The organism is Amycolatopsis sp. NPDC102389, from assembly GCF_044765885.1.
In the GTDB taxonomy this organism is placed as follows: domain Bacteria; phylum Actinomycetota; class Actinomycetes; order Mycobacteriales; family Pseudonocardiaceae; genus Amycolatopsis.
Window position 1 is genome coordinate 144,651 of the sequence record NZ_JBIWKX010000004.1, and the last position, 22,471, is coordinate 167,121.

General features: G+C 67.6%; 24 protein-coding genes and 1 tRNA gene. 15 read left to right on the plus strand and 10 right to left on the minus strand.

The window, feature by feature from the left end; translation table 11 throughout:
* Nucleotides 1–44: 44 nt before the first annotated feature.
* From ACIRGA_RS06225 to ACIRGA_RS06240, 4 genes are all read left to right on the plus strand, one after another.
* Entirely contained in the window at nt 45–536 is a 492-nt protein-coding gene (locus tag ACIRGA_RS06225; RefSeq protein ID WP_400937165.1) for an SLATT domain-containing protein, read from the plus strand.
* A gap of 24 nt (nt 537–560) precedes the next feature.
* Nucleotides 561–634, plus strand: a tRNA-Leu gene (locus tag ACIRGA_RS06230).
* 81 nt (nt 635–715) lie between these two features.
* Nucleotides 716–1,951, plus strand: a complete 1,236-nt coding sequence (locus ACIRGA_RS06235) for a sulfite oxidase (RefSeq protein WP_400937168.1) — start codon at nt 716–718, stop codon at nt 1,949–1,951.
* A gap of 1 nt (nt 1,952) precedes the next feature.
* Nucleotides 1,953–2,459, plus strand: coding sequence for a winged helix-turn-helix domain-containing protein (locus ACIRGA_RS06240; RefSeq protein WP_400937170.1), 507 nt, complete (start codon nt 1,953–1,955; stop codon nt 2,457–2,459).
* On the opposite strand, the gene ACIRGA_RS06245 is transcribed toward ACIRGA_RS06240, so the two are convergent.
* Nucleotides 2,446–3,639 (minus strand): type I restriction endonuclease, encoded by a 1,194-nt coding sequence (locus ACIRGA_RS06245; protein ID WP_400937370.1) that lies wholly within the window; start codon nt 3,637–3,639, stop codon nt 2,446–2,448. The two genes, ACIRGA_RS06240 and ACIRGA_RS06245, sit on opposite strands and share 14 nt — an antisense overlap.
* A gap of 251 nt (nt 3,640–3,890) precedes the next feature.
* Between ACIRGA_RS06245 and ACIRGA_RS06250 the strand changes: the two genes are divergently transcribed.
* Nucleotides 3,891–4,730, plus strand: coding sequence for an alpha/beta fold hydrolase (locus ACIRGA_RS06250; RefSeq protein ID WP_400937173.1), 840 nt, complete (start codon nt 3,891–3,893; stop codon nt 4,728–4,730).
* A complete protein-coding gene (locus ACIRGA_RS06255; RefSeq protein ID WP_400937175.1) occupies nt 4,727–5,311 on the plus strand; it encodes a DUF7010 family protein in 585 nt (194 codons plus the stop codon). The genes ACIRGA_RS06250 and ACIRGA_RS06255 overlap by 4 nt, the downstream gene beginning before the upstream one ends.
* On the opposite strand, the gene ACIRGA_RS06260 is transcribed toward ACIRGA_RS06255, so the two are convergent.
* Both ACIRGA_RS06260 and ACIRGA_RS06265 read right to left on the minus strand, forming a co-directional pair.
* A complete protein-coding gene (locus ACIRGA_RS06260) occupies nt 5,284–5,931 on the minus strand; it encodes a response regulator transcription factor (protein WP_350576663.1) in 648 nt (215 codons plus the stop codon). The two genes, ACIRGA_RS06255 and ACIRGA_RS06260, sit on opposite strands and share 28 nt — an antisense overlap.
* 30 nt (nt 5,932–5,961) lie before the next feature.
* On the minus strand, nt 5,962–7,161 hold the full coding sequence (locus ACIRGA_RS06265; protein ID WP_400937177.1) for a sensor histidine kinase: 1,200 nt from the start codon (nt 7,159–7,161) through the stop codon (nt 5,962–5,964).
* 222 nt (nt 7,162–7,383) lie between these two features.
* Here ACIRGA_RS06265 and ACIRGA_RS06270 point away from each other — a divergent pair, with 222 nt between their 5' ends.
* Nucleotides 7,384–7,935: a DUF4190 domain-containing protein gene (locus ACIRGA_RS06270; RefSeq protein ID WP_400937373.1), complete on the plus strand. Its 552-nt coding sequence runs from the start codon at nt 7,384–7,386 to the stop codon at nt 7,933–7,935.
* Nucleotides 7,936–8,012: 77 nt separating this feature from the next.
* Nucleotides 8,013–9,131: an acyl-CoA dehydrogenase family protein gene (locus ACIRGA_RS06275; RefSeq protein ID WP_400937179.1), complete on the plus strand. Its 1,119-nt coding sequence runs from the start codon at nt 8,013–8,015 to the stop codon at nt 9,129–9,131.
* A 109-nt stretch (nt 9,132–9,240) separates the two neighbouring features.
* Here ACIRGA_RS06275 and ACIRGA_RS06280 read toward each other — a convergent pair whose 3' ends face one another.
* Nucleotides 9,241–9,687, minus strand: a complete 447-nt coding sequence (locus ACIRGA_RS06280) for a MerR family DNA-binding protein (RefSeq protein WP_400937182.1) — start codon at nt 9,685–9,687, stop codon at nt 9,241–9,243.
* A 128-nt stretch (nt 9,688–9,815) separates the two neighbouring features.
* Here ACIRGA_RS06280 and ACIRGA_RS06285 point away from each other — a divergent pair, with 128 nt between their 5' ends.
* The gene (locus ACIRGA_RS06285; protein ID WP_400937184.1) at nt 9,816–10,613 is read left to right on the plus strand and encodes a TIGR03084 family metal-binding protein; all 798 of its coding nucleotides are present in this window, start codon (nt 9,816–9,818) and stop codon (nt 10,611–10,613) included.
* A gap of 98 nt (nt 10,614–10,711) precedes the next feature.
* The gene (locus ACIRGA_RS06290; RefSeq protein ID WP_400937187.1) at nt 10,712–11,353 is read left to right on the plus strand and encodes a histidine phosphatase family protein; all 642 of its coding nucleotides are present in this window, start codon (nt 10,712–10,714) and stop codon (nt 11,351–11,353) included.
* On the opposite strand, the gene ACIRGA_RS06295 is transcribed toward ACIRGA_RS06290, so the two are convergent.
* From ACIRGA_RS06295 to ACIRGA_RS06310, 4 genes are all read right to left on the minus strand, one after another.
* Complete coding sequence (locus tag ACIRGA_RS06295) at nt 11,350–12,555, minus strand: cytochrome P450 (protein WP_400937189.1); 1,206 nt, start codon at nt 12,553–12,555, stop codon at nt 11,350–11,352. The two genes, ACIRGA_RS06290 and ACIRGA_RS06295, sit on opposite strands and share 4 nt — an antisense overlap.
* Before the next feature lie 37 nt (nt 12,556–12,592).
* The gene (locus ACIRGA_RS06300; RefSeq protein WP_400937191.1) at nt 12,593–13,297 is read right to left on the minus strand and encodes a TetR/AcrR family transcriptional regulator; all 705 of its coding nucleotides are present in this window, start codon (nt 13,295–13,297) and stop codon (nt 12,593–12,595) included.
* Nucleotides 13,298–13,404: 107 nt separating this feature from the next.
* On the minus strand, nt 13,405–14,343 hold the full coding sequence (locus ACIRGA_RS06305) for an alpha/beta hydrolase family esterase (protein ID WP_400937193.1): 939 nt from the start codon (nt 14,341–14,343) through the stop codon (nt 13,405–13,407).
* A 150-nt stretch (nt 14,344–14,493) separates the two neighbouring features.
* A complete protein-coding gene (locus ACIRGA_RS06310; protein ID WP_400937195.1) occupies nt 14,494–15,735 on the minus strand; it encodes a glycoside hydrolase family 3 N-terminal domain-containing protein in 1,242 nt (413 codons plus the stop codon).
* 266 nt (nt 15,736–16,001) lie between these two features.
* On the opposite strand from ACIRGA_RS06310, the gene ACIRGA_RS06315 reads away from it, so the two are divergent.
* The 5 genes from ACIRGA_RS06315 to ACIRGA_RS06335 all read left to right on the plus strand — a co-directional run bounded on the left by ACIRGA_RS06315 (nt 16,002) and on the right by ACIRGA_RS06335 (nt 19,070).
* Nucleotides 16,002–16,352 (plus strand): ArsR/SmtB family transcription factor, encoded by a 351-nt coding sequence (locus ACIRGA_RS06315; protein WP_400937197.1) that lies wholly within the window; start codon nt 16,002–16,004, stop codon nt 16,350–16,352.
* 30 nt (nt 16,353–16,382) lie between these two features.
* Nucleotides 16,383–16,877, plus strand: coding sequence for an SRPBCC family protein (locus ACIRGA_RS06320; protein ID WP_400937200.1), 495 nt, complete (start codon nt 16,383–16,385; stop codon nt 16,875–16,877).
* Entirely contained in the window at nt 16,874–17,449 is a 576-nt protein-coding gene (locus ACIRGA_RS06325; RefSeq protein WP_400937203.1) for a TIGR03086 family metal-binding protein, read from the plus strand. Before ACIRGA_RS06320 ends, ACIRGA_RS06325 begins: the two co-directional genes overlap by 4 nt.
* Before the next feature lie 63 nt (nt 17,450–17,512).
* The gene (locus ACIRGA_RS06330) at nt 17,513–17,716 is read left to right on the plus strand and encodes a hypothetical protein (RefSeq protein ID WP_400937205.1); all 204 of its coding nucleotides are present in this window, start codon (nt 17,513–17,515) and stop codon (nt 17,714–17,716) included.
* Between the two features lie 28 nt (nt 17,717–17,744).
* Nucleotides 17,745–19,070 carry an amidase gene (locus tag ACIRGA_RS06335; RefSeq protein ID WP_400937207.1) on the plus strand — a complete coding sequence of 442 codons (1,326 nt, stop codon included), beginning with the start codon at nt 17,745–17,747 and terminating at the stop codon, nt 19,068–19,070.
* An 84-nt stretch (nt 19,071–19,154) separates the two neighbouring features.
* On the opposite strand, the gene ACIRGA_RS06340 is transcribed toward ACIRGA_RS06335, so the two are convergent.
* Both ACIRGA_RS06340 and ACIRGA_RS06345 read right to left on the minus strand, forming a co-directional pair.
* Entirely contained in the window at nt 19,155–20,279 is a 1,125-nt protein-coding gene (locus ACIRGA_RS06340; RefSeq protein ID WP_400937210.1) for a cell division protein DivIVA, read from the minus strand.
* A 118-nt stretch (nt 20,280–20,397) separates the two neighbouring features.
* A complete protein-coding gene (locus tag ACIRGA_RS06345) occupies nt 20,398–22,389 on the minus strand; it encodes an SDR family oxidoreductase (protein WP_400937212.1) in 1,992 nt (663 codons plus the stop codon).
* Nucleotides 22,390–22,471 lie beyond the last annotated feature (82 nt).

A 22,471-nucleotide genomic window follows, 5' to 3' on the forward strand; every position in this document is an offset into this window, starting at 1 on the left:
TTGAGCGTGGGGAAGGAGGCCTTCACGGCGTTCAGGGTGTGCCGGTGCAGGCATTCCGGAAGTCCGTACCCGCTGTTCCGCTCGCCACCGGCCTGGCTCCGACCGAACTGGCAAAGCACGTTTTGGAGCGGATCGAGCGCGACAACGCGCACGCCCGCTCCCGGAAGAGGCGTTTCCGTTGGCGGGCCGTGTCCATCAGGATTCTGCTGCTCGCGCTGTCCGCGGCGTCCACGATCATCCTCGGTTTGCAGAACCTCAACGGCTGGACAGGCGTGGCGTTCGCCCTCGTGGCCGTGACGACCGTCATCGGCGCGCTCGAGCCCTTCTTCGCCTGGCGCTCCTTGTGGGTCCTGATGGAAGAGGTCCAATTCCGGCTCTATCGGCTGCGCGACGAGCTCAGCTTCTACATCGCGTCGACCCCGCCTGACCAGGTCGATCCACAGCTGGTCAACGCGAAGTTCGAGGAGTACCAGGCCGTTTGGAACGAGCTCGGTCTCCGTTGGCTCGAATATCGGCGTACTGAAGCGGCGAACTGAAGGGCATCCCTTAGGCTGTGCCGTGCCCCGGTAGCCCAACTGGCAGAGGCAGTCGACTTAAAATCGACCCAGTGCGGGTTCGATCCCCGTCCGGGGCACGAACGGCGTCCCGGACATGGAGTGTTCCGCCCTGTGGACGTCCTGGTCCGCGCGGACCGCCGCTGCCGACAATGAGCCGCATGACCGGAACCGGCCTGACCGACGAAGCCACCTACGACCGCACTCGGATCGAGCAATGGCGGGCGGGGAAGGCGCTGTCGCGGCGCGGGATGCTCCGGCTGGCGGCCGGTGGCTCACTAGCGCTGACGGCGTTCGGATCGCTGCCGGCGGGGACCGCGTCGGCGGCCACACCGATCGCGAAACCCCTGCCGCCGGAGATCTTCGAGGTCTACGGCACCAACGCGGAGACACGCTGGGAGGCGCTGAGCGGTCAGGGTTATCTGACCCCGGTCGAACGGTTCTTCGTGCGAAACCACACCGCCACGCCATCGATCGACGTAAACACCTGGCGGCTGAAGCTGTTCGGGACCGGGCTGAGCGGAGGGCCGGTCGAGTTCGGCTACCGGGATCTGCTCCGGTTGCCGTCGGAGACGATCACGTCCGCCATCGAATGCGCGGGCAACGGGCGTAGTCACTTCACCGGTCAGCAAGGGCAGGCGGTCTCCGGCACGCCCTGGAAGCTCGGCGCGATCGGCGTCGCGCGCTGGCGTGGTGTCCGGCTTTCCACCGTCCTGGCCAAAGCCGGGCTGACGCGGCGAGCGGTGGACGTCCTGCCGGAAGGGCTGGACGCGGACTACGTCACCGGCGGGGTCAACCTGGGGAAGGTGCGCCGTCCTCTGCCGGTCGCGAAAGCGCTGCAGGACGTTTTGCTGGCCTACGAGATGAACGGGCGCCCGCTTCCGCCGGATCATGGCTATCCGGTCCGGCTGGTGGTGCCGTCCTGGGTCGGGATCTCGTCGATCAAATGGCTGGGGCGCATCGAAGTCTCGGAAACGCCACTGGTGTCCCCGTGGAACACGCAGTACTACCGGCTGCTCGGGCCGGACTATCCGGCGGAAGGCACGCTCGTGACCCGGCAGGTGGTCAAGAGCGCGTTCGAACTGCCCTGGAACGCCGAGTTCGCGGCCGGCGGCAGGCAGGTGCTGCGCGGTCGTTCGTGGTCGGGCCACGGCCGGATCCGGCGGGTCGAAGTCGATACCGGGGCCGGTTGGCGGCAGGCGAAGTTCGTGGGCGCCGCGGCGGATCGAGGCTGGCAGCGTTGGGAGATCCCTTGGCGCGCCGGTGTTCCCGGTGCCCACACCCTGCGGGCGCGAGCCACGGACATCACCGGGCTCACCCAGCCCGATGTCACCCCGTACAACACCCAGGGCTACCTGTTCGACGCCGTCGTCCGGCATCCGGTCCGGGTGGTGTGAGATGACGCAGCCGGTCGCGGTGAGCGTCGAGCCGGCCGTCGAGCTGACACTGGCGTTACGGGTGAGCACCGACTCCGAGCACGCCGCCGCGATCGCCGCGCGCCTGCTTGAGTCCTTTGAGGACACTGTCGGCGTGACGCTGACGGCACGGACCGTCCAAACCGGTCAGGTCGTCGAACTCGCCGGACGACGGCGGTCCCAGGAGTCCGTCCCGCCGCTGCGCATCGAGCCGGATTCGCGGCGAGTGCTGCTGCGTGGCGAGGTACTGGAGTTCACCAGGCTCGAGTTCGACCTCCTGCTGTTCCTGAGCCGGAACCCGGACCGCGTCTTCGACCGCGTCACGCTCATGTCGCGGGTGTGGGGCCTGTCCGGTGGCAACGGGCGGACCGTGGACGTCCACGTCCGCAAGATCCGCGGGAAGCTGGAACCCGTGCTGACGCCGATCACGACGGTGCGCGGGGTCGGTTACCGGTTCGACGGCGCGGGCCAGGTGCTCATCGCGGACTGAGAGAAGGATCCGCGGTGTTCGACTCCGCGGTTTCGGCCGTCCTGGGATCGGAGGAGACCGTCGAGTTGTAGCGAGCCACGGTCGTCCGGAGGTGATCGGCGTGCTGGTAGATCTCCTCGACTGTCGTGATGGGGATACGGGTCTCGACCTTGTTCTCATCGAAGACGCCGAGATACTTCTTGGCTCGGTTGAACCACAACCGAGCGATAGGCTTGCGATTGTTGTCGTCCAACAGCACGCCGAAGTAGGTCTTAGTGTCGCGGGCGACGATCCTCGCCGCCGGGACCTCTCCGCAGACGATGGCGCGGACGATTCGGTACCCCTCGAGTTCTTCTTCGGTTGTGACCACATCGCCGTTGTTGTCACGTTGCCTTGCTTCCGCAGGAGTTGCGGGGGATTTCTCTGTGGGGATTCCCTGCTCGGGAAGGTCGGGTGCGCCGGCTGAAACGCTGACGAAGGAATCTGGTCCGCCCAGCGCGTTCTTCAGCCGGTCGTTAACCTGCTCGTTGAGAAACTGGCGGGCGGCCTTATCCACAAGTGGAGCGAACTGGTCGCGAACCCGCTGAGTGAAGGACCCTTCGTAGACTCGGCCTGCCAGGAACTTCACCCACTCGTCCTCGGGCGTCTTGAACTGGGTCGCCAGGATTCGTTTGATCTGGCCGATGTACTTGAGTTCTTCCGCCGCGTTGATCACCGAGTCCAAGTTGAAGGACTCTTTGCTCAACTTCGCGAGTTCGGGAATGAGCGTCTCGTCGATATCCGAAAAATCAAGGACAAGGAAGGGTTTCGCGTCCATGCGGTTCGGTGCGTCGAGATCGGTGTAGAACTGGTAGGTCTCGCCGTTCGTGAGAATGGCGATCCTTGCATTGGTCACAGCGAAGTATCGGAAGAGCTGGGACGCGTGCTCAATGCGAAGAGGGTCATTGATCTTCTTCGCCTCGACAAGCACCTGCACTTGTCCGTCGTGCACGATGGCATAGTCGATCTTCTCGCCCTTTTTGGTGCCGACGTCAGCTGTGAATTCGGGGATGACCTCCGCGGGGTTGAAGACGTCGTACCCGAGGACCGTGCTGATGAAGGGCATCACGAAAGCGTTCTTGGTGGCCTCTTCCGTCTGAATGTCGGCCTTGTGCTTCCGGATTTTCAGAGCCAGAGCTTGTGCGCGCTCTGCGATCTCCATGGTGATGTCCTCCATTTGGCACGTTCTTCGGTGCGTGATGGCCGCACCTTCCCCAGTTGCTCTCGCTGTGTTGCGGGACCTAGGTCGTAGACGGAAGCTCGCGTGTTACACCTCGTGACTCGATGGTGATGTCGAACGTCGGCATGCGATCGTCCGGCAACGCCGACAAGGGACCACCCGGAACGTGACGAGCCATGAGCCGGCCCTCACAGCCGTCACCCGGGCAAAGCCGGGATGTCAGGATACGAACCGTGATTCCCACTTACGTCCTGATCCATGGTTCCAGCAGTGCCTCGTTCACCTGGGGCCCGCTGCAACGCGAGCTCGCCCTGCTCGGCCACCGCACACTGGCCGTCGACCTTCCCGGACATGGCTTCGCCGCCGGTTTCCACCCCGCCTACCAGGCACCGCAAGACCTCGAAACGCTGGCGACGACGCCCTCGAACCAGGCGGGCGTCACCTTGGCCGACGCCGTCGAGCACGTGGTGGACGTCGTGCGCAAGGTCGCCGAGCACGGTCCGGTCATCCTGGTCGGGCACAGCCGCGGCGGGCTCGCGCTCACCGGCGTCGCGAACGCCGTTCCCGAACTGATCGACCGGATTGTCTACATCTCGGCGTGGTGCTGCGTCGACGCGACGGTGGGTGAGTACATGCAGGCGCCCGAGTACGCGAGCAGCGCGCTCAACAACGTCGGCGGGGTCGTCGTCGCGAACCCCGCCGAGCTCGGCGCGCTCCGGATGAACTGGCGCACCGCCGATCCCGAGCTGCTGGCCGCGTTGAAGATCGCGATGATCGAGGACGGCACGGAGCAGGAGTTCTTCGCCTACCTCAACACGCTCGAACCGGACGAGAGCCTTGACGCGGGTACCGAACTCGCCGACGCCGCCACGTGGGGCCGGATCCCGCGCACCTACATCAGGCTGACCGAAGACCGGTCGATGCCGCTCGCGCTGCAGGACCGGTTCATCAAGGAGGCGGACGCGCTCACTCCGGACAACCCGACGGACGTGCGGTCGCTGGCGAGCAGTCACGTCCGGTTCCTCGTTCACCCGCAGGAGGCCGCCGCCGTGCTCGCCGAGCTCGCGAGATGACGGACACGCAGTTCACCAAGGGGCACCTGGTCACCTTGCTGATCAGCTCCGCGATCGGCGTGGGATTCGGTGCTGGGTGGTGGTTCTTCGGCGCATCCTCCGTTTCCGGCGGATCGATGCCGCTGGTCGTCGCCGGTGTCGCCGCTGTGCTTGGGTTGGCGGGCTGGCTAGCCCTGGCCGCACGCCGGGGCGCCGGTCTGCCCGCGGGTGGTGGGCGGGAGGAAAGCCCGTTCGGCAAGCGGTACGGGATCGCCGTGCTGCTCATGCTGGTGGGGATCTTCGCCGGGGCCAGGGTGCTTTCGGCGGTCTTCGAAGTTCCCGAAGCCGTGCCCGCGTGGGTGCTCTTCGTGGTCGGCCTGCACTTCCTGCCGTTCGCGAAGTTGTTCGGCTCACGGCGTTTCCTGGTGCTGAGCGCCTTGTTGTGCGCTGTCGCCGTGCTGGCCGCGGTATCGGCGCTCGCGGGCTGGGCCTCGGCCTGGCAGCTGGTGCCGGGCTTCGGAGGTGCCATGGTCCTCTGGGGGACCGTCGTCGCCGGGCTGCTGAGTACGAGCCGTCAGGGAGCGACGAGCCCGGCTTCGTAGGCGAAGATCGTCAGCTGGACCCGGTTGGTCGCGTCGAGTTTCGCGAAGATCCGGGTGATGTGGGTCTTCACCGTCGCCTCGCTCAGGTGCAGTTCCGCGCCGATTTCGGCGTTGGTCCCGCCCTGGGCGACGGCGGTGACGATCTGCCGCTCCCGTTCGGTCAGGGTGCCCAGCCCGGCTCGCGCCCGATGACGGCGCGGGCTCGTCCTTGTCGCGACGAAATGCCCGATGAGTTTCCGCGTCGTCCGCGGCGACAGCATCGCCTCACCCGCCGCGACCACGCGCACCGCGTCGATGATCTCCTGCGGTGAGCCCTCCTTCAGCAGGAATCCGCTGGCGCCCGCACCGAGCGCGTCGAAGACGTACTCGTCGAGGTCGTAGGTGGTGAGCACGAGCACCTTCGGCGGGTTGGGCAGCGCGGTGACGGCGGCGGTCGCGGTGAGGCCGTTCATCCGCCGCATCCTGATGTCCATCAGCACGACGTCGGGCGCGTGCATGGTCACCTTCGGCACGGCCTCGTCCCCGTCACCTGCTTCCGCGACGACCTCGATGTCGCCCGTGCTCGACAGGATCATCGACAAACCGGTTCGCACGAGCGGGTCGTCGTCGACGAGCAGCACTCGCAGTGGGCGCTGGTTCACCCGGACAGGTTAGTGGTGTCCCCACGGCAGCCAAGCCCGGACGGCGAATGTGCGCTCTTCGGTGGGGCCGGCGCTGACGTTCCCACCGATCAGCGTGACCCGTTCGCCGATCCCGGTCAGTCCGGCGCCCGCGCCCGGCGCCTTGCCGATGGGAGCCGCCGCGGGCAGCGGATTGACGACCTCGACGGTGAGCCCGTTCCCCGGCCCGCCGCGAACCGAAACCTCGGCCGTCGTACCCGGAGCGTGTTTCAGGATGTTGGTCATCGACTCCTGGACGATCCGGTACGTGGTCGTTCCGAGCAACGCCGGCGCGCCGCCCGCGTCGTCGAGCAGGATCGTCACGTTGACCCCCAAACCGGCCCGGCGGGCATTGGCGACCAGTTCGGGGATGTCCGCCAGCGTCGGCTGCGGCGGTTCCGGATGGGTTCCGTTCTCGCCGTTTTCGCCGAAACCCTGACCATCGCGCAGGACTCCGATGACCTGCCGCAGATCTTCGAGCGACTGACGCGCCGTCGTGCGGACGGTCTTCGCCGCTTCCGTCGTCGCGGGTCCCTTGCTGACCTCGAGCGCGCCGGCTTGCAGCGACAGCAGCGAGAGCCGGTGCCCGAGGACGTCGTGCATTTCGCGCGCGATCCGGGTGCGTTCCGCGCGGCGGGTCATTTCGGCGCGGAGTTCCTCTTCCTTGGCCTCACGGATCGCAAGCGTGTCCTGCATCCCGCGGACGACGCCGACGGTGAGCGGTACGGCCGTCATCACGACGGCGACCGTCAACGTCCCCATCAGCTGTACGGCGGAGAACTGCTTTCCGACGATCTGCCCCGCGACGGTCACGTCGGGATGGCGGTTGGCGTCGCCGAACAACGCCCACGCGGTGGCGACGTAGACCAGGACGGACCCGACCCACAGGACGCGGTCGCGGCGGCGCGCGGCCAAGGCGGCGAGGGCGACCAACGCGGCCAGCGCGTCGGATCGGAAGCAGAGCGGCGGTACCAAGGCGATGCCGAGGACGAGTTCCGGCCATTTGTGCCGCCAGCAGAGCATGACCGCGGCCGCGATCCCGGTGAAGAAGCCGAGCGTGGACCACCACGTCGGGTCGAACGATTGCGTCGCCGGAAGATAACCCTGGGCGCTGAAGACGAAAATGCTGCTGATCACGCACGCCGCGACCGCCACCACGGTGAGCACCACACCGAGCACACGCCTTGCCATGCGCTGAGCGTACGCAGACCCGCTTGGCCGGCCGCATCAGCGGAACCGGTCCTTCACGACCCGTGAATTACGACTTTCGTCGTAACGGGTTCGCGCGCCGAGGACGACGCGGGCGCCTCGCGATCGCTGGTTGTATGCCGCGTCGTTCATCCCGTTGGAAAGGAAAACCCCGTGACCCAGCAAACCCCCTACACGCCGGCCCCGCAAGCCCCCGCCAGCCCGATGCCGCCCCGCAACGGCATCGGCGTCACGGGCTTCGTCCTCGGCCTGGTGGGGCTGGTCTTCTCCCCGATCCCGTTCGTCGGCGTCGTCGCCTGGCCGCTGGTGATCCTCGGCCTGATCTTCTCGATCATCGGTCTGATGCGCGTCAAGAGCGGGAAAGCCTCCAACAAGGGGCTCTCCATCACCGGTATCGCCTTGTCCGCGCTCGGGCTCGTGGTCTGCGTGGTGTGGATCTTCGTTTTCAACGCGGCGGTCAACGAGGTCAACGACGAGATCAACCGCACCGCAAAGGTGTCCTACGAGATCACCGGCGACGCCACGAACGTCGAGGTCATCTACGGCGAGGTCCTCAACCCCATCACGGAGACCGTCCCGGCGCTGCCGTGGAACAAGGAAGTCGAGAACAAGGGCGTCTACAAGGGCGGGACGCTCACGGTCACGACGGGTGAGACCGGTGGCTCCGTAACTTGCAAGATCACCGTCGACGGCGCGGTGGTTTCGACCAAGACCGCTTCGGGCGAATTCGCCATGGCCGCCTGCACCGGAGTGTGACGATCGGGCGGTGAAAGGCCTCCTTCGCCATTCTCGGGGTGGCGGGGAGGCCTTCGCCATTCCGGCATGATGCGGTCATGACCCATCCGTTCGCCCCGCCCGCCCACGAACGTCACTGGATCGAAACCGTCACCGACCTGGCGAGGGACTTCGCCGCGAATGCCGCCGAGTTCGACGAAACGGCCGAGCTGCCCATCGCCAACCTCCGCGCGTTGCACGCGGCCGGACTCGACAGGGCGACCTTGCCCGCGGAGTTCGGCGGCGAGGATCTCAGCTATCGGAGCTACGGCGAGATCGTCCGGATCCTCAGCGCGGCCTGTTCTTCGACAGCGTGTGTCTGGGTGATGCACATCGGCGCCGCCGTAGGGCTGGCCCAGCTGTCCGCCCCCGACGTAGGTCGCTTCTACGCCGAAGAACTCATCGGCGGCAAGCGGTTCGCCAACGCGCTTTCGGAACCGAGCAGCGGCAACATGTTCCTGATGCCGCAACAGGTCGCCGAACCCGTCGACGGCGGGTACCGGCTCACCGGCGCCAAGCGCTTTGTTTCCGGCTGCGAGGTCGCCGACCACTTCCTGGTCAACGCGCTCGTCGGCGGCGCGCCCGCCTTCTTCGGCGTCTCGCCGGACGACACGATGACCTTCGTCCCCATTTGGGACACGATGGGTCTGCGCGCCAGCCGAAGCCAGCTCGTCTCCTTCGAGGGGACCATCTTGCGGGAGGACCGCAGGTGCCCGCCCTCGACCGAGCGGCGCCCGAACCACATCGCGGCGGGTCTCGCCTTCCTGTCCTTGGGGATCGCCGACGCGGCGGAGGACGCGCTGGTCTCACATTCCCGAAGCCGTGTCATCCCCGCGACCGGGGAACCGCTCGCCGGAATGCAATGGCTGCAATTCGAAGTCGCGGATGTCCACACGCGTCTCGAAGCCGCGCGTATGTACGCACGGAACATGGCGTGGCTGGCGGATCAGAACTCGCCGGAGTTCCTGCCCGCGACCATGACGGCGAAGGTGCTCGCGAACGACATCGCCCGCGACGTCGCCCAAGTGGCGCTGAAAGCGGGCGGCGGTTCGGGCTTCCTTCGCACCTCGCCGATCCAGCGGCTGTTCCGGGACGCGCAGGCGGGCGGCCTGATGGCCTACTCGGCCGAAGTCTGCAAGGACCGGATCGGCAAGACGGTGCTCCTGCCGCAGGACTGACCTCGGATGGCCGGCCGGGTGACGTCACGCCCGGCCGGTCCCGCCGAAGCGGGTCAGCAGCAGCCGGTGCCGCAGCAGTCGCAATCGCACCAGTCGTCGTTACGCATGGTCATCCACCTCCTCCCTCGGGTTCGCGGTCAGGTGGGCACCAGGCGCCGGGAAGCGGATCGGCGCAGTTGTCGCTGGACATCCCGGACAGCATGGAAGTGAGTTCGGCGCGCAGTTCGCCGAGCCGGGCCATCTCCGCTTCGATCTCGGCGAGATGGCGTTCCAGCATGGTTTCGGCGGGTTCGCACGGGCACACCCCGGTGTCGCGCACGCTCAACAGGTCACCGATCTCCGTCAGCGTCAGCCCGAGCCGCTGGGTGCCGCGGATGAACCGCAGCCGGTCGATGACACCCTCGTCGTAGCGCCGGTGTGCCCCGGTCGTCCGCGCGGGCGCCGGCAGAAGACCGATGCGCTCGTAGTAGCGCACTGTGTCCGGCCGGACTCCGGCGCGAGAGGTCACCTCGGACATGGTCAACGCCGTCAGCGCTTTGGTCGCTTCGGTTCGCATGATGCGAGGGTAGAACTTGGACCCGGCTCCAGAATCAAGTTCGAATTCGACGGGGCTCGCGAAGAGAAGACGACGGCCCGGCGCGACCGGATCATTCGAGAGGGTGAAAACGGCGAGAGGACGGCACGGTGACTGACTTCCGGAACGTGATCAGGGACCTCACCACGGAGGGCGAACAGGTCGACGCCCTGGTGGCCGGCCTGGACGACGCGGGATGGGAGCTGCCGACGCCCGCCGCGGGCTGGTCGGTCAAACACCAGCTCGCGCATCTCTCCTTCATCTTCAAGATCGCCGGGCTGTCCGCGGGCGAGCCGCAGAAGTTCGGCGAAGTCATGAAGAGCTCGATGGCGCGCGGTTTCGACGCCGCGGTCAACGCGGCCCTCGACGACTACCTCGGCGACCCCAACGAGGTCCTGCTCGGCCGCTGGCGTGCCGAACGCGACGCCGGGATCAAGGCGCTCGCCGCGGTCCCGGCGGACCAGGTCGTCCCGTGGCTCGTCAATCCGCTGCCGCCGGCGATCCTCGCCTGCGCCGGGATGATGGAACTGTTCGCCCACGGTCAGGACATCGCGGACGCGCTGGGAGTGCGGCCGGAGCGGACGGACCGGCTCGCGTACCTCGTCGGCTTCGCCGTCCGGGTGCGGGACTTCGGCTACGAGGCACGCGGCCTGACCCCGCCGGAACAGGAATTCCGATTCGAGATCACCGCGCCGTCCGGACAGCTGTGGACGTTCGGACCCGAGGACTCCCGGCAGCGGGTCACCGGGAGCGCGGAGGACTTCTGTCTCCTGGTCACGCGGCGCCGTCACCGCGACGATCTCGACGTCCGCGCCGAGGGCGCGCTGGCGGACCAGTGGCTCGACATCGCGCAGGCGTACCGCGGTCCCGCGGGCGAGGGACGATCGCCGGGACAGTTCGGCCGGTGAAAATCCCGCCGCTTCCGCGGTGATCGCGCATCCTGGAAGTCGCGATCAACCTCCGCTCGGTGCGATCGTCGTTGGCACACGGGGTCTAGGAGGCGATCGTGGCACGGGTGTGGCTGATCAGACATGGCGAAAGCGAATCCAACGCGGGGCTTCCCGGCTGCGAGCCGGGGGCTTCGGCGCTCACCGAACTCGGCCGGCGGCAAGCGCTCGAAATCGCGGACTCGCTGGCCGAACCGCCGCGTTTGATCGTGACGTCGCCGTTCTTGCGGGCGCGGCAGACCGCCGAGCCGACGATCGAACGCTTCCCCGGCGCGGAGCGTGAGGAGTGGCCTGTCCAGGAGTTCACTTTTCTCGGCGAACTCCATGGACAGGTCACCACCACTGCCACCCGAAAGCCGTACACGGAGGCCTACTGGTCCCGTGCCGATCCGCACCATGCGGTGAACGGCGCGGAATCCTTCGCCGCCCTCTTCATCCGGACCCAGGAATTCCTGGCGCGGCTGGGAGAACGGGAACCCGGGCCGATCGCCGTCTTCACGCACGGGCTCTTCATCCGCGCGGTCATGTGGTCACTGCTGACCGGTACCACCGCCCCGGACAGCCGGGCCATGCGGGGATTCCGCACTTTCGCCGACACGTACGTCGTGCCGAACGGCAACATCACCGAACTGCGGTACACGCCCGGGAAGCGAATTCCGCGCATGGTGGTCCCGCTCGCTTCCCGGTTCGCCGACCGCTAGGGCTTCAGCAGCAGCTGGAGTTCGTTCACCCCGGTCATGTGCGGGCTGGGGATGAACGACGGCGGAACGGCCGGATCGGTGCGCAAATCCGGGAAACGGTCCAGCAGGATGTTGAGCGCCGTCTTGCCCTCCAGCCTGGCGAGCGGGGCACCGATGCAGAAATGGATACCGCGGCCGAACGCCAGATGCGGGTTGTGCGTCCTCGCCGGATCGAAGACGCCCGGATCCGTGAAGGTGCGCGGATCCCGGTTCGCGGCCGCGACCCAGATCCCGAGCATGCTGTCCGCCGGGATCGTTCGGCCACCCAGTTCGACTTCGGTCGTCGTGGCGCGGGCGACGAGCGCGAACGGGCTGAGGAATCGCAGTGATTCCTCGATGGTGGCGGGCAGCAGCGTCCGGTCCTCGCGGACACGCCGGTACTCGTCCGGATGGGAATCCAGGCACAGCACCGTGTTCCCGAGCAGCATCGTCGTGGTGATGTGCCCGGCGAGCAGCAGTACGTTCGCGAAGTTGACGACTTCGTTCTGCGTGAGTTTCGCGCCGTCGACTTCGGCTTCGACGAGTTTGGTCAGCAGGTCCTCGCGCGGGTTCCGCCGCCGGTCATCGACGTGTTCGGAAAGGTAGTCCACCAGGTTCTTCACCTGTGCGGCCGTTTCCTCGGCGGCCTTCTTGTCCTCCTCGGTCTGCTTGATCAGCGACCGCTGCTGGCTGTTCCGCAGCAACGTGTCGACCCATTCCTTGAACAGGTCGCGATCGCTCGCCGGGATGCCGAGCAGTTCGGCGATGACGATCACCGGCAGCGGGTACGCCAGATGGGTCACCAGTTCCATCGAGTCCGCGCCGTCGACCGCGTCGAGGAGCTCGTTCGTCAGCGCGGCGATCCGCGGCTCGAGATCCGCGACGACCTTCGGCGTGAAGGCGTGGCTCACCAGCGTGCGCAGTTTCTTGTGATCCGGCGGATCCATCTGGAGCAGGTTGCCTTCGACGAACAGATCCTTGTCCGGCGAGAGCTCCTTGGGGATCAGCCGGGTGGTGTCGGAAGAGAAGACCTTGGGATCACTCAGGGTCTTCAACGCCTCGGCGTGGCCGTAGACGTTCCACATACCCGTTTCGGGGTCGAAACGGACCGGTTCGGCCGGAAATTCGTCCCGAAGCCAGAACTGGCCTTCGTGGACGCCCCAGGTTTCGGCGATCGTGGTCATGACTTGCCCCCTTCTTCTCGTGGTGGAGGAGCGCGGATCAAGCGGGCTCCTCGGGGCCGTCCTTCCGGTAGATCCAGGCGCGATAGGAAGAGATCAGATCCTGGAACGCCTGGATCACTTCGGCCGCGGTGGCGGCCAGATTCGCCGTGGACGGTGGCTCCGGCGGCTCGAACGCCGTCCGGATGATGTGCGCGAGAGCGTCGGCCTTCTCTTCGATGGTGAGGTCGGCGCCGTCGCTGGTGAAGCTGTCCATCAGGTAGAACCCCAGCGCCGAGGCACGCAGGGAAAAGAGCAGATTCGGGATGTCGTCGCGCAGCAGGCCCCGGTCGGTCATCGTCTTCAGGTACCGCTCGGTCACGACCGCGTCCTGATCCTGCAGAGGATGTTTCTTCAACCGGCCCAGCAGTTCGGTGTTGCCGGTAATGAGCGCGCCGAGCAACGGGTTTCGCTGGGTGTAAAGGAAAGCGGCGCGCTGGAACCGGTGCGGGACGACTTCCGCCGGATCTTCGTCCAACCGATCGAGAAGGTTCTCGGCGGCACGGAGGGATTCGCGCAGGAGCAACGCGTGGAAGAGGGTTTCCTTCGTGGGCCAATGCAGGTAGATCGTGCCCTTCCCGATGCCCGCCTGGCTCGCGATGTCCTCGATGGTCACCTTGCGATAGCCCAGCCGCGACAGCAGGACGCCGGCCGCGTCGAGGATGCGATCGGCGCGGCCGGCGGTGCGGTCCGGACGTTCTGCCACGTGCGCTCCCTGTCTCTGACTTCGTGACCAGATTTGTTCATCTGGTCATCCAGTCAGTTCGAAGGTAGCGCCAGGTGGACTGGTCCGGCAAGGAAATCGACGAGTTCTTAACGCAGACGGTGGGCTTGCAGGAACTTCCAGATGACCGGAGTCGCGTCGATGACGGTCGGAGTGGCGGAGTCGTTGTTCGGCGCGGTGCTCGGCCAGACGTGCCCGGCGCCTTCGATCCGGTAGTGCTGAAGCGAGCAACCGAGCCATCGCTGGACGGTGACGTCGGCTTTCGGCGAGTACTCGATCGGACGTGGGAAGCAGCCGTTCCGGTCCGCCCACGCCGCGAGCCAGTCCGGCAGCGTCGGCAGACCCTTGGCGGGATTCCCGGCGTAGGGGATCGTCGCGTCGGCCGTGCCGTGGAAATCGAGGATCGGCGCGGGGCGCGACGGGTGGCACTCGCCGCCTTGTGGATAGAACGCGCCGGCGACCGGGGCGAACGCCGCGATCCGGCCCGGCATCCGGCAAGCGAGGACGCCGACGAACCCGCCGCCGTTCGACTTGCCCGTCGCATAGATCCGGTGGGAGTCGACGCACAGTTCACGCTGGAGCGTGTTCAGCAGGTCGCTGGTGAAGAGCACGTCGTCAGCGGCCGCCGAATACGGTGCGCCGGTCCATGCCGACTCCCCGTCCGTGCCCGGAAGTCCTTGCGGGTAGACGGAAATCGCGTCATACGCGGAAAATCCGGACAGTTCCTCCTGGTACTTCGACGTCCGTTTGTGGCCATGGAACGACAACACCAGTGGGTACGGCCGTGAAGGCCGGTACTGCGCCGGCACATGGACCGTGTACTCGCGGACCAGGCCGCCGGACGTCAAAGTCCGCAATGTCGTCGCCCCGGCGGGGACCGGGGACGGACGCTGGCAGCCGGTCGTCCGCACCGGATGATCGACCGGCGAGGGCGTGGCCGACGCCATCGGGGCGGTGAGCAGGCTCAGTCCGGCAGCGGCGGCGGCCGCCAGCGCGAGACGACGCAGGTATTTCGTGGGACCAGGCACGCGATCCTCCTTGATCGGGCGGCAGGGCGGTGATCAGGGTCACTCCTGACGCCGGCCTGGTCAGCATTGTGTTCATTGAGTTTTCGGACCGCTTTTCACGTCACCCTGCCGGGCGACCGTCTGACCGCCCCTGACCTGGGCCGCGGCTGGTCAGCCGCAGGCGCGTTTCGCCGTGAGCACGCGGGACAAGGCCTCGTCGACCCGGGCGGCCGGGAGCTCGCCGGACGCGAGCGCTTGCTCCAACGTGGTCAGCACCGCGCCGACGTTGCCGCCGGAGGACCACAACGCCTGATCCGCCCCCGCCTGCAAGGCCTTGAGTACGGCCGTTGGCAGCGGGTACTGCGACGTGATCGCCTTCATCGCCCCGAGATCGTCCGTGATCACCGGGCCGTCGAACGCGTAGTCCTTCCGCAGCAACCGGTACGCCGACGCCGACAGCGTCGACGGTGTACCGCCGGTCAGATCGGGCACGTCCAGATGTCCGACCATGACGCCGATCTCGCCGTACTCGCCGATGTCGCGATACGGAACCAGGTCGACCTTCCGCAACGAGGCCAGCGGCGGTGTCCGCACCAGTCCCTTGTGGGAATCGCCGGTGGCGTGCCCGTGCCCGGGGAAGTGCTTCAGCACCGGCTGCACTCCGGCGTCCCGCAAGCCCTGGGCGAACGCCAGGACGTACTTGCGCGCGGCTTCGGGGTTCGCTCCGAACGACCGGTCGCCGACGATGTCACGGTCCGGCTGATCGGTGATGTCGGCGTCGGGCGCGTAATCGACGGTGACGCCACGGGCCAGCATCTGCCGCCCTCGCTCGGCGGCCTTCACTCGCACCTGTGCCGGCGTCAGGGTCGAGGCCATCTTCCGTGCGCTCGGCATGTCACCGTCGAGGGCGTCGATCCGCTGAACGCGACCGCCTTCCTCGTCGATCGCCACCGATACCGGGACCTTCGCCGCACGCTGGACCTCGTCCAGCGCGCGGTTCCGCAGGAGGGCCGTCTCGTTGCCGCCGAGGAAGATCCCGCCGACCTGCTGATCGCGGACCAGCTTCACCGCCGCCTGCGGGTCGCCGGCGTTGACGCCGACCACCACCAGCTGGGCCAGCCGCTGCCGGGGGCTCATCCCGGCGATGACGGCTTCGCAACCTGGAGCGGGCGCCTGCTCGACCCTCGGTGACGGCGAGGGCGCGGGCCTGCTGGAGCTGGGCGGGGCCGGAGCGACGCTGCTGCTCGGCGGAGGAACCGTCCCCGCCGGCTGCGCGGACCCGGCTTCGTCGTTCGCCGTACCGCACTGCACGCTGGTGAGCAGAACGGTCGCGGCTCCCAGGATGACGGTCGCCCATCGCTTCGTCGTCTTCGGTCGCCCGGAGTTCATCGGCTCGTTTCGTTCGTCGTCCATGCCGGTATCGACGGTAACCCCACTTGCCCTTTCGTACGCGCTTGCATGCCCTTTGGTCCCTGAGCGCGCCTGTCGGATCTCCGGCCTCACCTCCTTCCTATTCCGTGTTCGCCCTCGTCAAACGGATGTCCGGACTTGACAACTCGATCTGCTCCGCCGTAGATTACCACATGGTTATGGAACCGCAAGGTTATCCACCGAAGCAGTAGGCGCCGAGGGCAGCCGCTCGTGAGAACTCGAACATGTGAAACGAAAGGCGGGCGACCGTGACACAGGATCTGCTCGATGTCACCTTCGCGGCGCTCGCCGATCCCACCCGCCGTGCGATCCTCGCGCGGCTGGCGCGCGGTGAGGCCACGGTGACGGAGCTGGCCGAGCCGTTCGCGATGAGCCAGCCCGCCATCTCCAAGCATCTGAAGGTGCTGGAGCGGGCGGGGCTGGTGGCAAGGGGGCGTGATGCCCAGCGCCGCCCGTGCCGGCTGGTGGCCCAGCCGTTGAAGAACGCGAACGAATGGCTCGGTGGCTACCGCCGCTACTGGGACGAGGCCTTCACGGAGCTGGATCTCGTCCTCGAAGGGGAGATCCGGCACCAGGAACGCCAGGGCGAGACCGACTGATCACCCGCACGAGCGGAAAGGAACAGCACGATGGGACGAACTCTCAGCGTGACGAAATCCGGCGATCTCGAGATCGTCATGACGAGGTCCTTCGACGCACCGAGGGCGTTGGTGTTCGACGCGTGGACCAAACCCGAGCTGGTACGCCGGTGGTTCGGGCCACGCGACTGCGAGGTCGTCGAATGCGAGATCGACCTCCGGGTCGGCGGCAGATGGCGCTACCGGCTGAGCCACGGCGGCGGGATGGAGATGCTGCTGCAGGGCGTCTACCAGGAGATCGACCGGCCGGGAAGGCTCGTTTCCCTCGAGACGAACGAGGACTGTGAAGCATCGGAAGGTCAGGCTCTGGCGACTCTGACGTTGGTCGAACACGACGGGGTCACCACGCTGACCCAGGTGGTGCGGTACGACTCGAAGCGGATCCGGGACGCCGTGCTCGAATCCGGGATGGAGCGGGGCGTCGGTGAAGGCTTCGACAAGCTGGCCGAGGTCGTGGCCGCTCCGGCGGGGGCGGGCACACGATGAACGCCATCGCCGATCGTTATCGCGTCCGGGCCGACGCCTTCGAGAGCAAGGTCGCCGCTGTCGAGGCCGGGCAGTGGGAGAGCAAGTCGCCTTGTGCGGACTGGAACGCCAGGGATGTCGTCGGGCACATCGTCGACATGCACGGCGTGATCCTGCGCCCCTTCGGACGTGACCTCGGGCCGGCGCCATCGCTCCTGGACGATCCGCTGGGCACTTTCAGGGCGGCTCGCGCCGATGTCGAAGCGATCCTCGGCGATCCCGTTCTCGCGGCCACGGAGCACGAGACGCCGTCGGGGAAGATGACCGCCGAACAGCACATCGATCAGGTCGTCAGCGCCGACATGGTGATCCACGGCTGGGATCTGGCCAGGGCCACCGGTCAGGACGACACGATCGATCCGGACGAGGTCGCGCGGATGTGGCCGGCGGCGCAGGCGATCCCCGACCAGATGAGGATCCCGGGTGCCTTCGGGCCCGGCATCGTCGTCTTCGGCCCCGAAGTGGAGGTGCCCGAAGACGCGCCCTTGCAGGACAGGCTGCTCGGACTGATGGGCCGCGACCCGAACGCGTGACACGGAGCAGACATGACCCCTCGGCCGCGGCCAGGACACGTTCCAGAACCGACAAGAAAGGTGGTGAGCAAAGAGATCCGGTTCTGGATGCGGGTTTTGGCGATCTCCGGTCATCTCCGGAGAGGGCTGCCGGTCCGATTCGCTCTTCACGCCCCGCTCGACGAGGCGGATCACGACGTCCGCTACGGCGCCCGGCTCGACGGCTGCACCGATTTCCCGGCGCTCGAACCGGCCTCGGCGAAGTTCGCCTGTTCGGCGCGCAGCTGATCTTCGCCGCCCGTTCTACAGTGCGGGGATGGTCAAGACGGCAGTGGAAATCGCGGCGGCTGTGCGTGCCAAGGAACTCGACCCGGTCGAGGTGACACGTGAGGCGCTGGCCCGGATCGAGGCGGCGGACGGGGTGGTCGGCGCGTTTCGCCGCGTCAGGGTGGAGGAGGCGCTCGCCGAGGCCGCCGCTGTCGCCGAACGCGCCGACCTGGCCGATCTGCCCTTGGCTGGAGTGCCGGTCGCCGTCAAGGACGTCGCGCCGATCGAGGGCGAATTCGCCTCGTGGGGGTCACGCGCAGGTTCGTCGACGCAGTCCACAGAGGACGGTGAGATAGCGCGGCGGCTGCGCGCCGCCGGTGCGGTGATCGTCGGCCTGACCCGGGTGCCGGAGCTGTGCATCTGGCCGTCGAGCGACGATCCGGACGGGACAGCGCGTAATCCGCGCAACCCGTCGTACGCCGCCGGCGGTTCGTCGGGTGGGAGCGCCGCGGCCGTCGCGGCCGGACTGGTGCCCATCGCGCACGGCACCGACGGTTTGGGCTCGATCCGGCTGCCGTCCGCGATGTGCGGGATCGTCGGTCTCAAACCGGGTAAGGGCGTGGTCCGTGTACCGGGGGAGAACGGCTGGTTCGGTCTGTCCACGCACGGTCCGATGACGACCACGGTCGCGGATGCCGCCGTGCTGATGTCGGTCCTCGCCGAACAGCCCGGCTTGGCGGACCTCGGCGACCCGAAGCGGTCCCGCATCGCCCTGTCGACCCAGGTCCCGTTGACGAGGGCGCCGCTGCCGCGCGCGTTCAGCCGGGCCGTCGCACGGGCCGGAGAGCTGTTCCGCGGGGCCGGGCACACAGTTGCGCCCGGAACACCCCGGTACAGCGCCGGAGCGATCGGTGGCCTCCTCGCGCGCTGGGTCGCGGGTCCGGCCGAACAAGCGGCCGAGTTCGATCTCGGCGCGCTCCAGCCCCGGACCCGTACACACGTCCGGCTCGGGCGGCTGATGGCCAAGCGTGTCCGGGAAACCACCCGGGAGCGCTGGCTGGAGCGTGCCGAAGAGTTCTTCGCCGACCACGATGTCCTGGTCACGCCCATGATCGCGACTCTCCCGCTCAAGGCGCGCCCGTGGCACGACAGCCGATGGATCGCGAACGTGCTGCCGTCCCTGCGGGTGGCGGGTTTCGCCGGCCTGTGGAATCTCGCGGGGTATCCGGCGATGTCGGTGCCGGTCGGCGTGCATCCTTCGGGCATCCCGGCCTGCGTTCAGCTCGTCGCCGCGCCCGGCGGGGAAGCGCTCCTGCTGGGCCTCGCCGCCCAGCTCGAAGCGGCCAATCCCTGGCCACGCACCACCGCCTCCTGACAACGGCCGAAAGAGAGCAAGGGACCTTTGCTATCACTCTCCAAAAGAGAGCGATAGCAAAGGTCCCTTGCTACTTCGCGCTGGTCAGGAGCCTGCTTTGGCCGGTGACGGCTTCTGGCCGTTCGACTTCGGGCCGCCGTTCTGCTCGCTCTGTCCGTTCTTCGGCGCAGCGGCGGCAGGCGCCGAAGGAGCGGGCTTGGCGGGAGCGGGTTTGGCGGCGGCCGGAGCGGCGGCCTTCGACGCGGGCGGCTCGGCCGGTTTCCCCGACGGCTTCGCCTCCTCGGCCTTGCTGTCGCCGCCGACGAGCTTCGAAGCGTGCGGGATCACCGACTCCTCGGGCAGCGCGGCGAGCATCGCCTCACTGCCCTTCAGGACCTCGTCGGCCTGCAGGAGGCTCTTGCGGGCCTGTTCGCGGATCTCCGCCAGCCGCTCGACCTTCCGCTGGGCGGCCGTCGTGCGCTGGGCGGCGGTCGTCGTGGCCTCGTCGAGCCGGCGCTTGGCCTCGGTCGTCGCCTCGTCGATGCGGCGCTTGGCCTCCGCGGTGGCCTCCGCGATCCGGCGTTCGGCCTGGTTCTTGCTGGCCGTCTGCTGATCGGTGATGTGCTTCTCGTGCGACGCGCGCTGAGCCGCGATCGTCTGCTCGAACTCGCGCTCGATCTTCCGGCGCTTGCGCTCGGCCTCGTTGTCCAGCAGTTCCCGGCGCTGGGCGGCCTCGACGGTCAGCCGCTGGACCTCGGCTCGGGTCTCGGCAAGTGCGGATTCGTGCTCGGAGTGCAGCGCGTCCGCCTGCTTGTCCAGCTCGGCGACGAGCCGCGTGTAGCGCTCGCGGAGCTTCTTCGAGGCTTCACTCGAAGAAGCCCAGTGCTTCTCGGCGGCGACTTCGGCACGCTTCGTGATCTCATCCGCGCGCGCCTGCGCGAGCGTGACGGTGCGCTGCATCCGCTCGTCGAGGTCTTCGAGCCGCTCCGGCGGCTTCTTCAGTTCCTCGATCCTGGCGTTCAGCTTCGCCACCTCGTGGCGCACGGTTTCGAGTTCGCGCGTGGCCGAGGTCGCCTGCGCGATCGCGGCGTCGCGGTCGCTGATCACGCGATGCAGCTGGGCTTCGAGATGATCCAGATACTGGCGCACTTCGTTCCGGTCGAAGCCGTGCCAGGCCTGGGTGTACTCGCGCCGCAGGGGCAACAGGCCATTGTCTCGCTCGGGAACCATGGCCACGACGGTACCTGCGTACCCGGGGTCGCCGTTGTCAGGCTTGGTGATTCACCGACGTGTGTCGGCTCTCAGCTGCGTTCCCTCACCTGAACGGCCGCTACCCGTGTGCGCAGTGTCACCAATGGAAGCCGCGGCTGAGCCGAGCGAGCGCCATCGCCGCGCGGGACAGATGCTGCTCGCCCTTCCCGATCTTGAGCCCGCCCTCGCCGCCCGCGGCCGCGGAGTCCGGGAACACGCGGAATCCTTGGTAAGCCACGGCATCCGTGAGACCCGGCGTGAGCGTGTACGCGAGCCCGATCGCCTGCCCGGCGGGAGTGCCGATGTGCTTCGGGCGCTCCCGCAGCGCCTTCATCACCATGTCCGCGGCCTGATCCGGGGATTTGGTCGGAAACGCGTCGTAGATCTTCGTCGGCCGGATCATCGGTGTGCGCACGAGTGGCATGTGGATGGTCGTGAAGGTGATTCCGTCGCCGTGGGTCTCGGTCGCGGCGATCCGCGAGAAATAGTCCAAAGCGGCCTTCGACGCCGCGTACGCCGAAAAGCGCGGCGCGATTCCCTGCACGCCGATCGACGAGACGTTGACGATATGCCCGAATTTTCGCTCGGACATATGCGGCAGCACCGCGAGGATCAGCCGCACCGCGCCGAAGTAGTTGATCGCCATCGCGCGTTCGTAATCGTGGAACCGGTCGTACGACAGTTTGATCGACCGCCGGATCGAGCGGCCGGCGTTGTTCACGAGCATGTCGATCCGGCCGTGCTCGGCGAGCATCGCGTCGACGGCCTTGTGCACCGATTCCTCGTCGGTGAGGTCGGCCGGGTACACCGACGCCGTGCCGCCCGCGGCGATGATCTCGTCCCGCACTTCTTCGAGTTCGTGACGGCGCCGCGCGACGAGCAGCGGCACCCCGCCCGCGGCCGCGACCTTGATCGCGGTCGCGCGGCCGATCCCCGAGGACGCGCCGGTGATGATCACGCGACGGCCGTCCAGTTCGCCGCGGGGGCCGTGCTTGCGCGCGCGGAACGGGTCCAGGTGCTCACGCCAGTAGCGCCACAGGGTGGGCGCGTACTCCTCGATCCGGGGCACCTCGACACCCGAACCGATGAGCGCCTTGCGCGTCGACGCCGACGAGAACACCGACGGGAACGCCATGGTCTCCAGCAGCACCGGCGGGATGCCGAGCCGCTCCATCACGGCGTCGCGCGCGATGGTGAAGCCAGGGATGTGCTCGCTCAGCTTCACGAGGTTGACGATGCCCTTGGACACGCGTTCGTTGAGCTGCACGGAGATGGTCGGCGCGCCGGCGGCCTTCGCGAAGGCGTTGTAGACCGAGACGACCGGCTGGGGCTCCGGGTTGACCAGGTGGAACGCGCGCCCGTCGAGCCCCTTCGTGGTGATCAGCGCGTTCAGCGATTCGGCCACGTAGTCGACCGGGACGACGTTGGTGTCGCCGAGGTCGGGGCCGACGATCGGCACGTCGGGCAGCCCGGCGAGCCTGCTGATCGCGGGGAACAGGTAGTACGGGCCGTCGATCTTGTCCATCTCGCCGGTCTCGGAGTTCCCGACGACGACCGCGGGCCGGTACACCCGCCACGGCACGTCCTGCTGTTCGCGCACGAGGCGCTCCGCCTCGAACTTCGTGCGGTGGTACGGCGTCACGAGCCGCTGGCCGACGTCGAACATCTCCTCGGTGAACATGCCCTCGTGGTCACCGGCGACGGCGACCGAGGACACGTGGTGCAGGCAGCCCGCGTTCAGTTCGGCGGCGAGTGCGATCACCTGCGCGGTGCCTTCGACGTTGGCCTTGATGCTGGCTTCGTCGTCGGCGGTGAGGTCGTAAAGGGCGGCGAGGTGCACGACGTGATCGACGCCGCGAAGCTTCTCTCGATCCTCTTCGGCGACGCCGAGCAGCGGCTCGCCGAGATCACCGGTGACGAGGGTGACGCGTTCGGGATGCGGCCAGGCGTTCACGAGTTTCGCGAGTTTGTCCCGTGAGGACGCTCGGACGACGAGCGCGACCTTGTCGACGTCGTCCCTGGTGAGCAGTAGCCGGGTGAACTGGCGCCCGATCAGTCCGGTCGCCCCGGTCACCAGAAAAGTCGCCATCTGCCTCACCCTTCACCGTGCTCGCCCGCGTCCCCCGGCATTCTGCTGCATTAGGACGGCGAGGACCACCACGGCGCCGGTG

What these genes read in the sequence shown, in the direction of transcription:
- ACIRGA_RS06235 (WP_400937168.1), top strand. Translation starts at nt 716, where the DNA reads ATGACCGGAACCGGCCTGACCGACGAAGCCACCTACGACCGCACTCGG.
- ACIRGA_RS06240 (WP_400937170.1), top strand. Translation starts at nt 1,953, where the DNA reads ATGACGCAGCCGGTCGCGGTGAGCGTCGAGCCGGCCGTCGAGCTGACA.
- ACIRGA_RS06245 (WP_400937370.1), bottom strand. Translation starts at nt 3,639, where the DNA reads ATGGAGATCGCAGAGCGCGCACAAGCTCTGGCTCTGAAAATCCGGAAG.
- ACIRGA_RS06255 (WP_400937175.1), top strand. Translation starts at nt 4,727, where the DNA reads ATGACGGACACGCAGTTCACCAAGGGGCACCTGGTCACCTTGCTGATC.
- ACIRGA_RS06265 (WP_400937177.1), bottom strand. Translation starts at nt 7,161, where the DNA reads ATGGCAAGGCGTGTGCTCGGTGTGGTGCTCACCGTGGTGGCGGTCGCG.
- ACIRGA_RS06270 (WP_400937373.1), top strand. Translation starts at nt 7,384, where the DNA reads ATGCCGCCCCGCAACGGCATCGGCGTCACGGGCTTCGTCCTCGGCCTG.
- ACIRGA_RS06275 (WP_400937179.1), top strand. Translation starts at nt 8,013, where the DNA reads ATGACCCATCCGTTCGCCCCGCCCGCCCACGAACGTCACTGGATCGAA.
- ACIRGA_RS06280 (WP_400937182.1), bottom strand. Translation starts at nt 9,687, where the DNA reads ATGCGAACCGAAGCGACCAAAGCGCTGACGGCGTTGACCATGTCCGAG.
- ACIRGA_RS06295 (WP_400937189.1), bottom strand. Translation starts at nt 12,555, where the DNA reads ATGACCACGATCGCCGAAACCTGGGGCGTCCACGAAGGCCAGTTCTGG.
- ACIRGA_RS06310 (WP_400937195.1), bottom strand. Translation starts at nt 15,735, where the DNA reads ATGGACGACGAACGAAACGAGCCGATGAACTCCGGGCGACCGAAGACG.
- ACIRGA_RS06320 (WP_400937200.1), top strand. Translation starts at nt 16,383, where the DNA reads ATGGGACGAACTCTCAGCGTGACGAAATCCGGCGATCTCGAGATCGTC.
- ACIRGA_RS06325 (WP_400937203.1), top strand. Translation starts at nt 16,874, where the DNA reads ATGAACGCCATCGCCGATCGTTATCGCGTCCGGGCCGACGCCTTCGAG.
- ACIRGA_RS06335 (WP_400937207.1), top strand. Translation starts at nt 17,745, where the DNA reads ATGGTCAAGACGGCAGTGGAAATCGCGGCGGCTGTGCGTGCCAAGGAA.
- ACIRGA_RS06340 (WP_400937210.1), bottom strand. Translation starts at nt 20,279, where the DNA reads ATGGTTCCCGAGCGAGACAATGGCCTGTTGCCCCTGCGGCGCGAGTAC.
- ACIRGA_RS06345 (WP_400937212.1), bottom strand. Translation starts at nt 22,389, where the DNA reads ATGGCGACTTTTCTGGTGACCGGGGCGACCGGACTGATCGGGCGCCAG.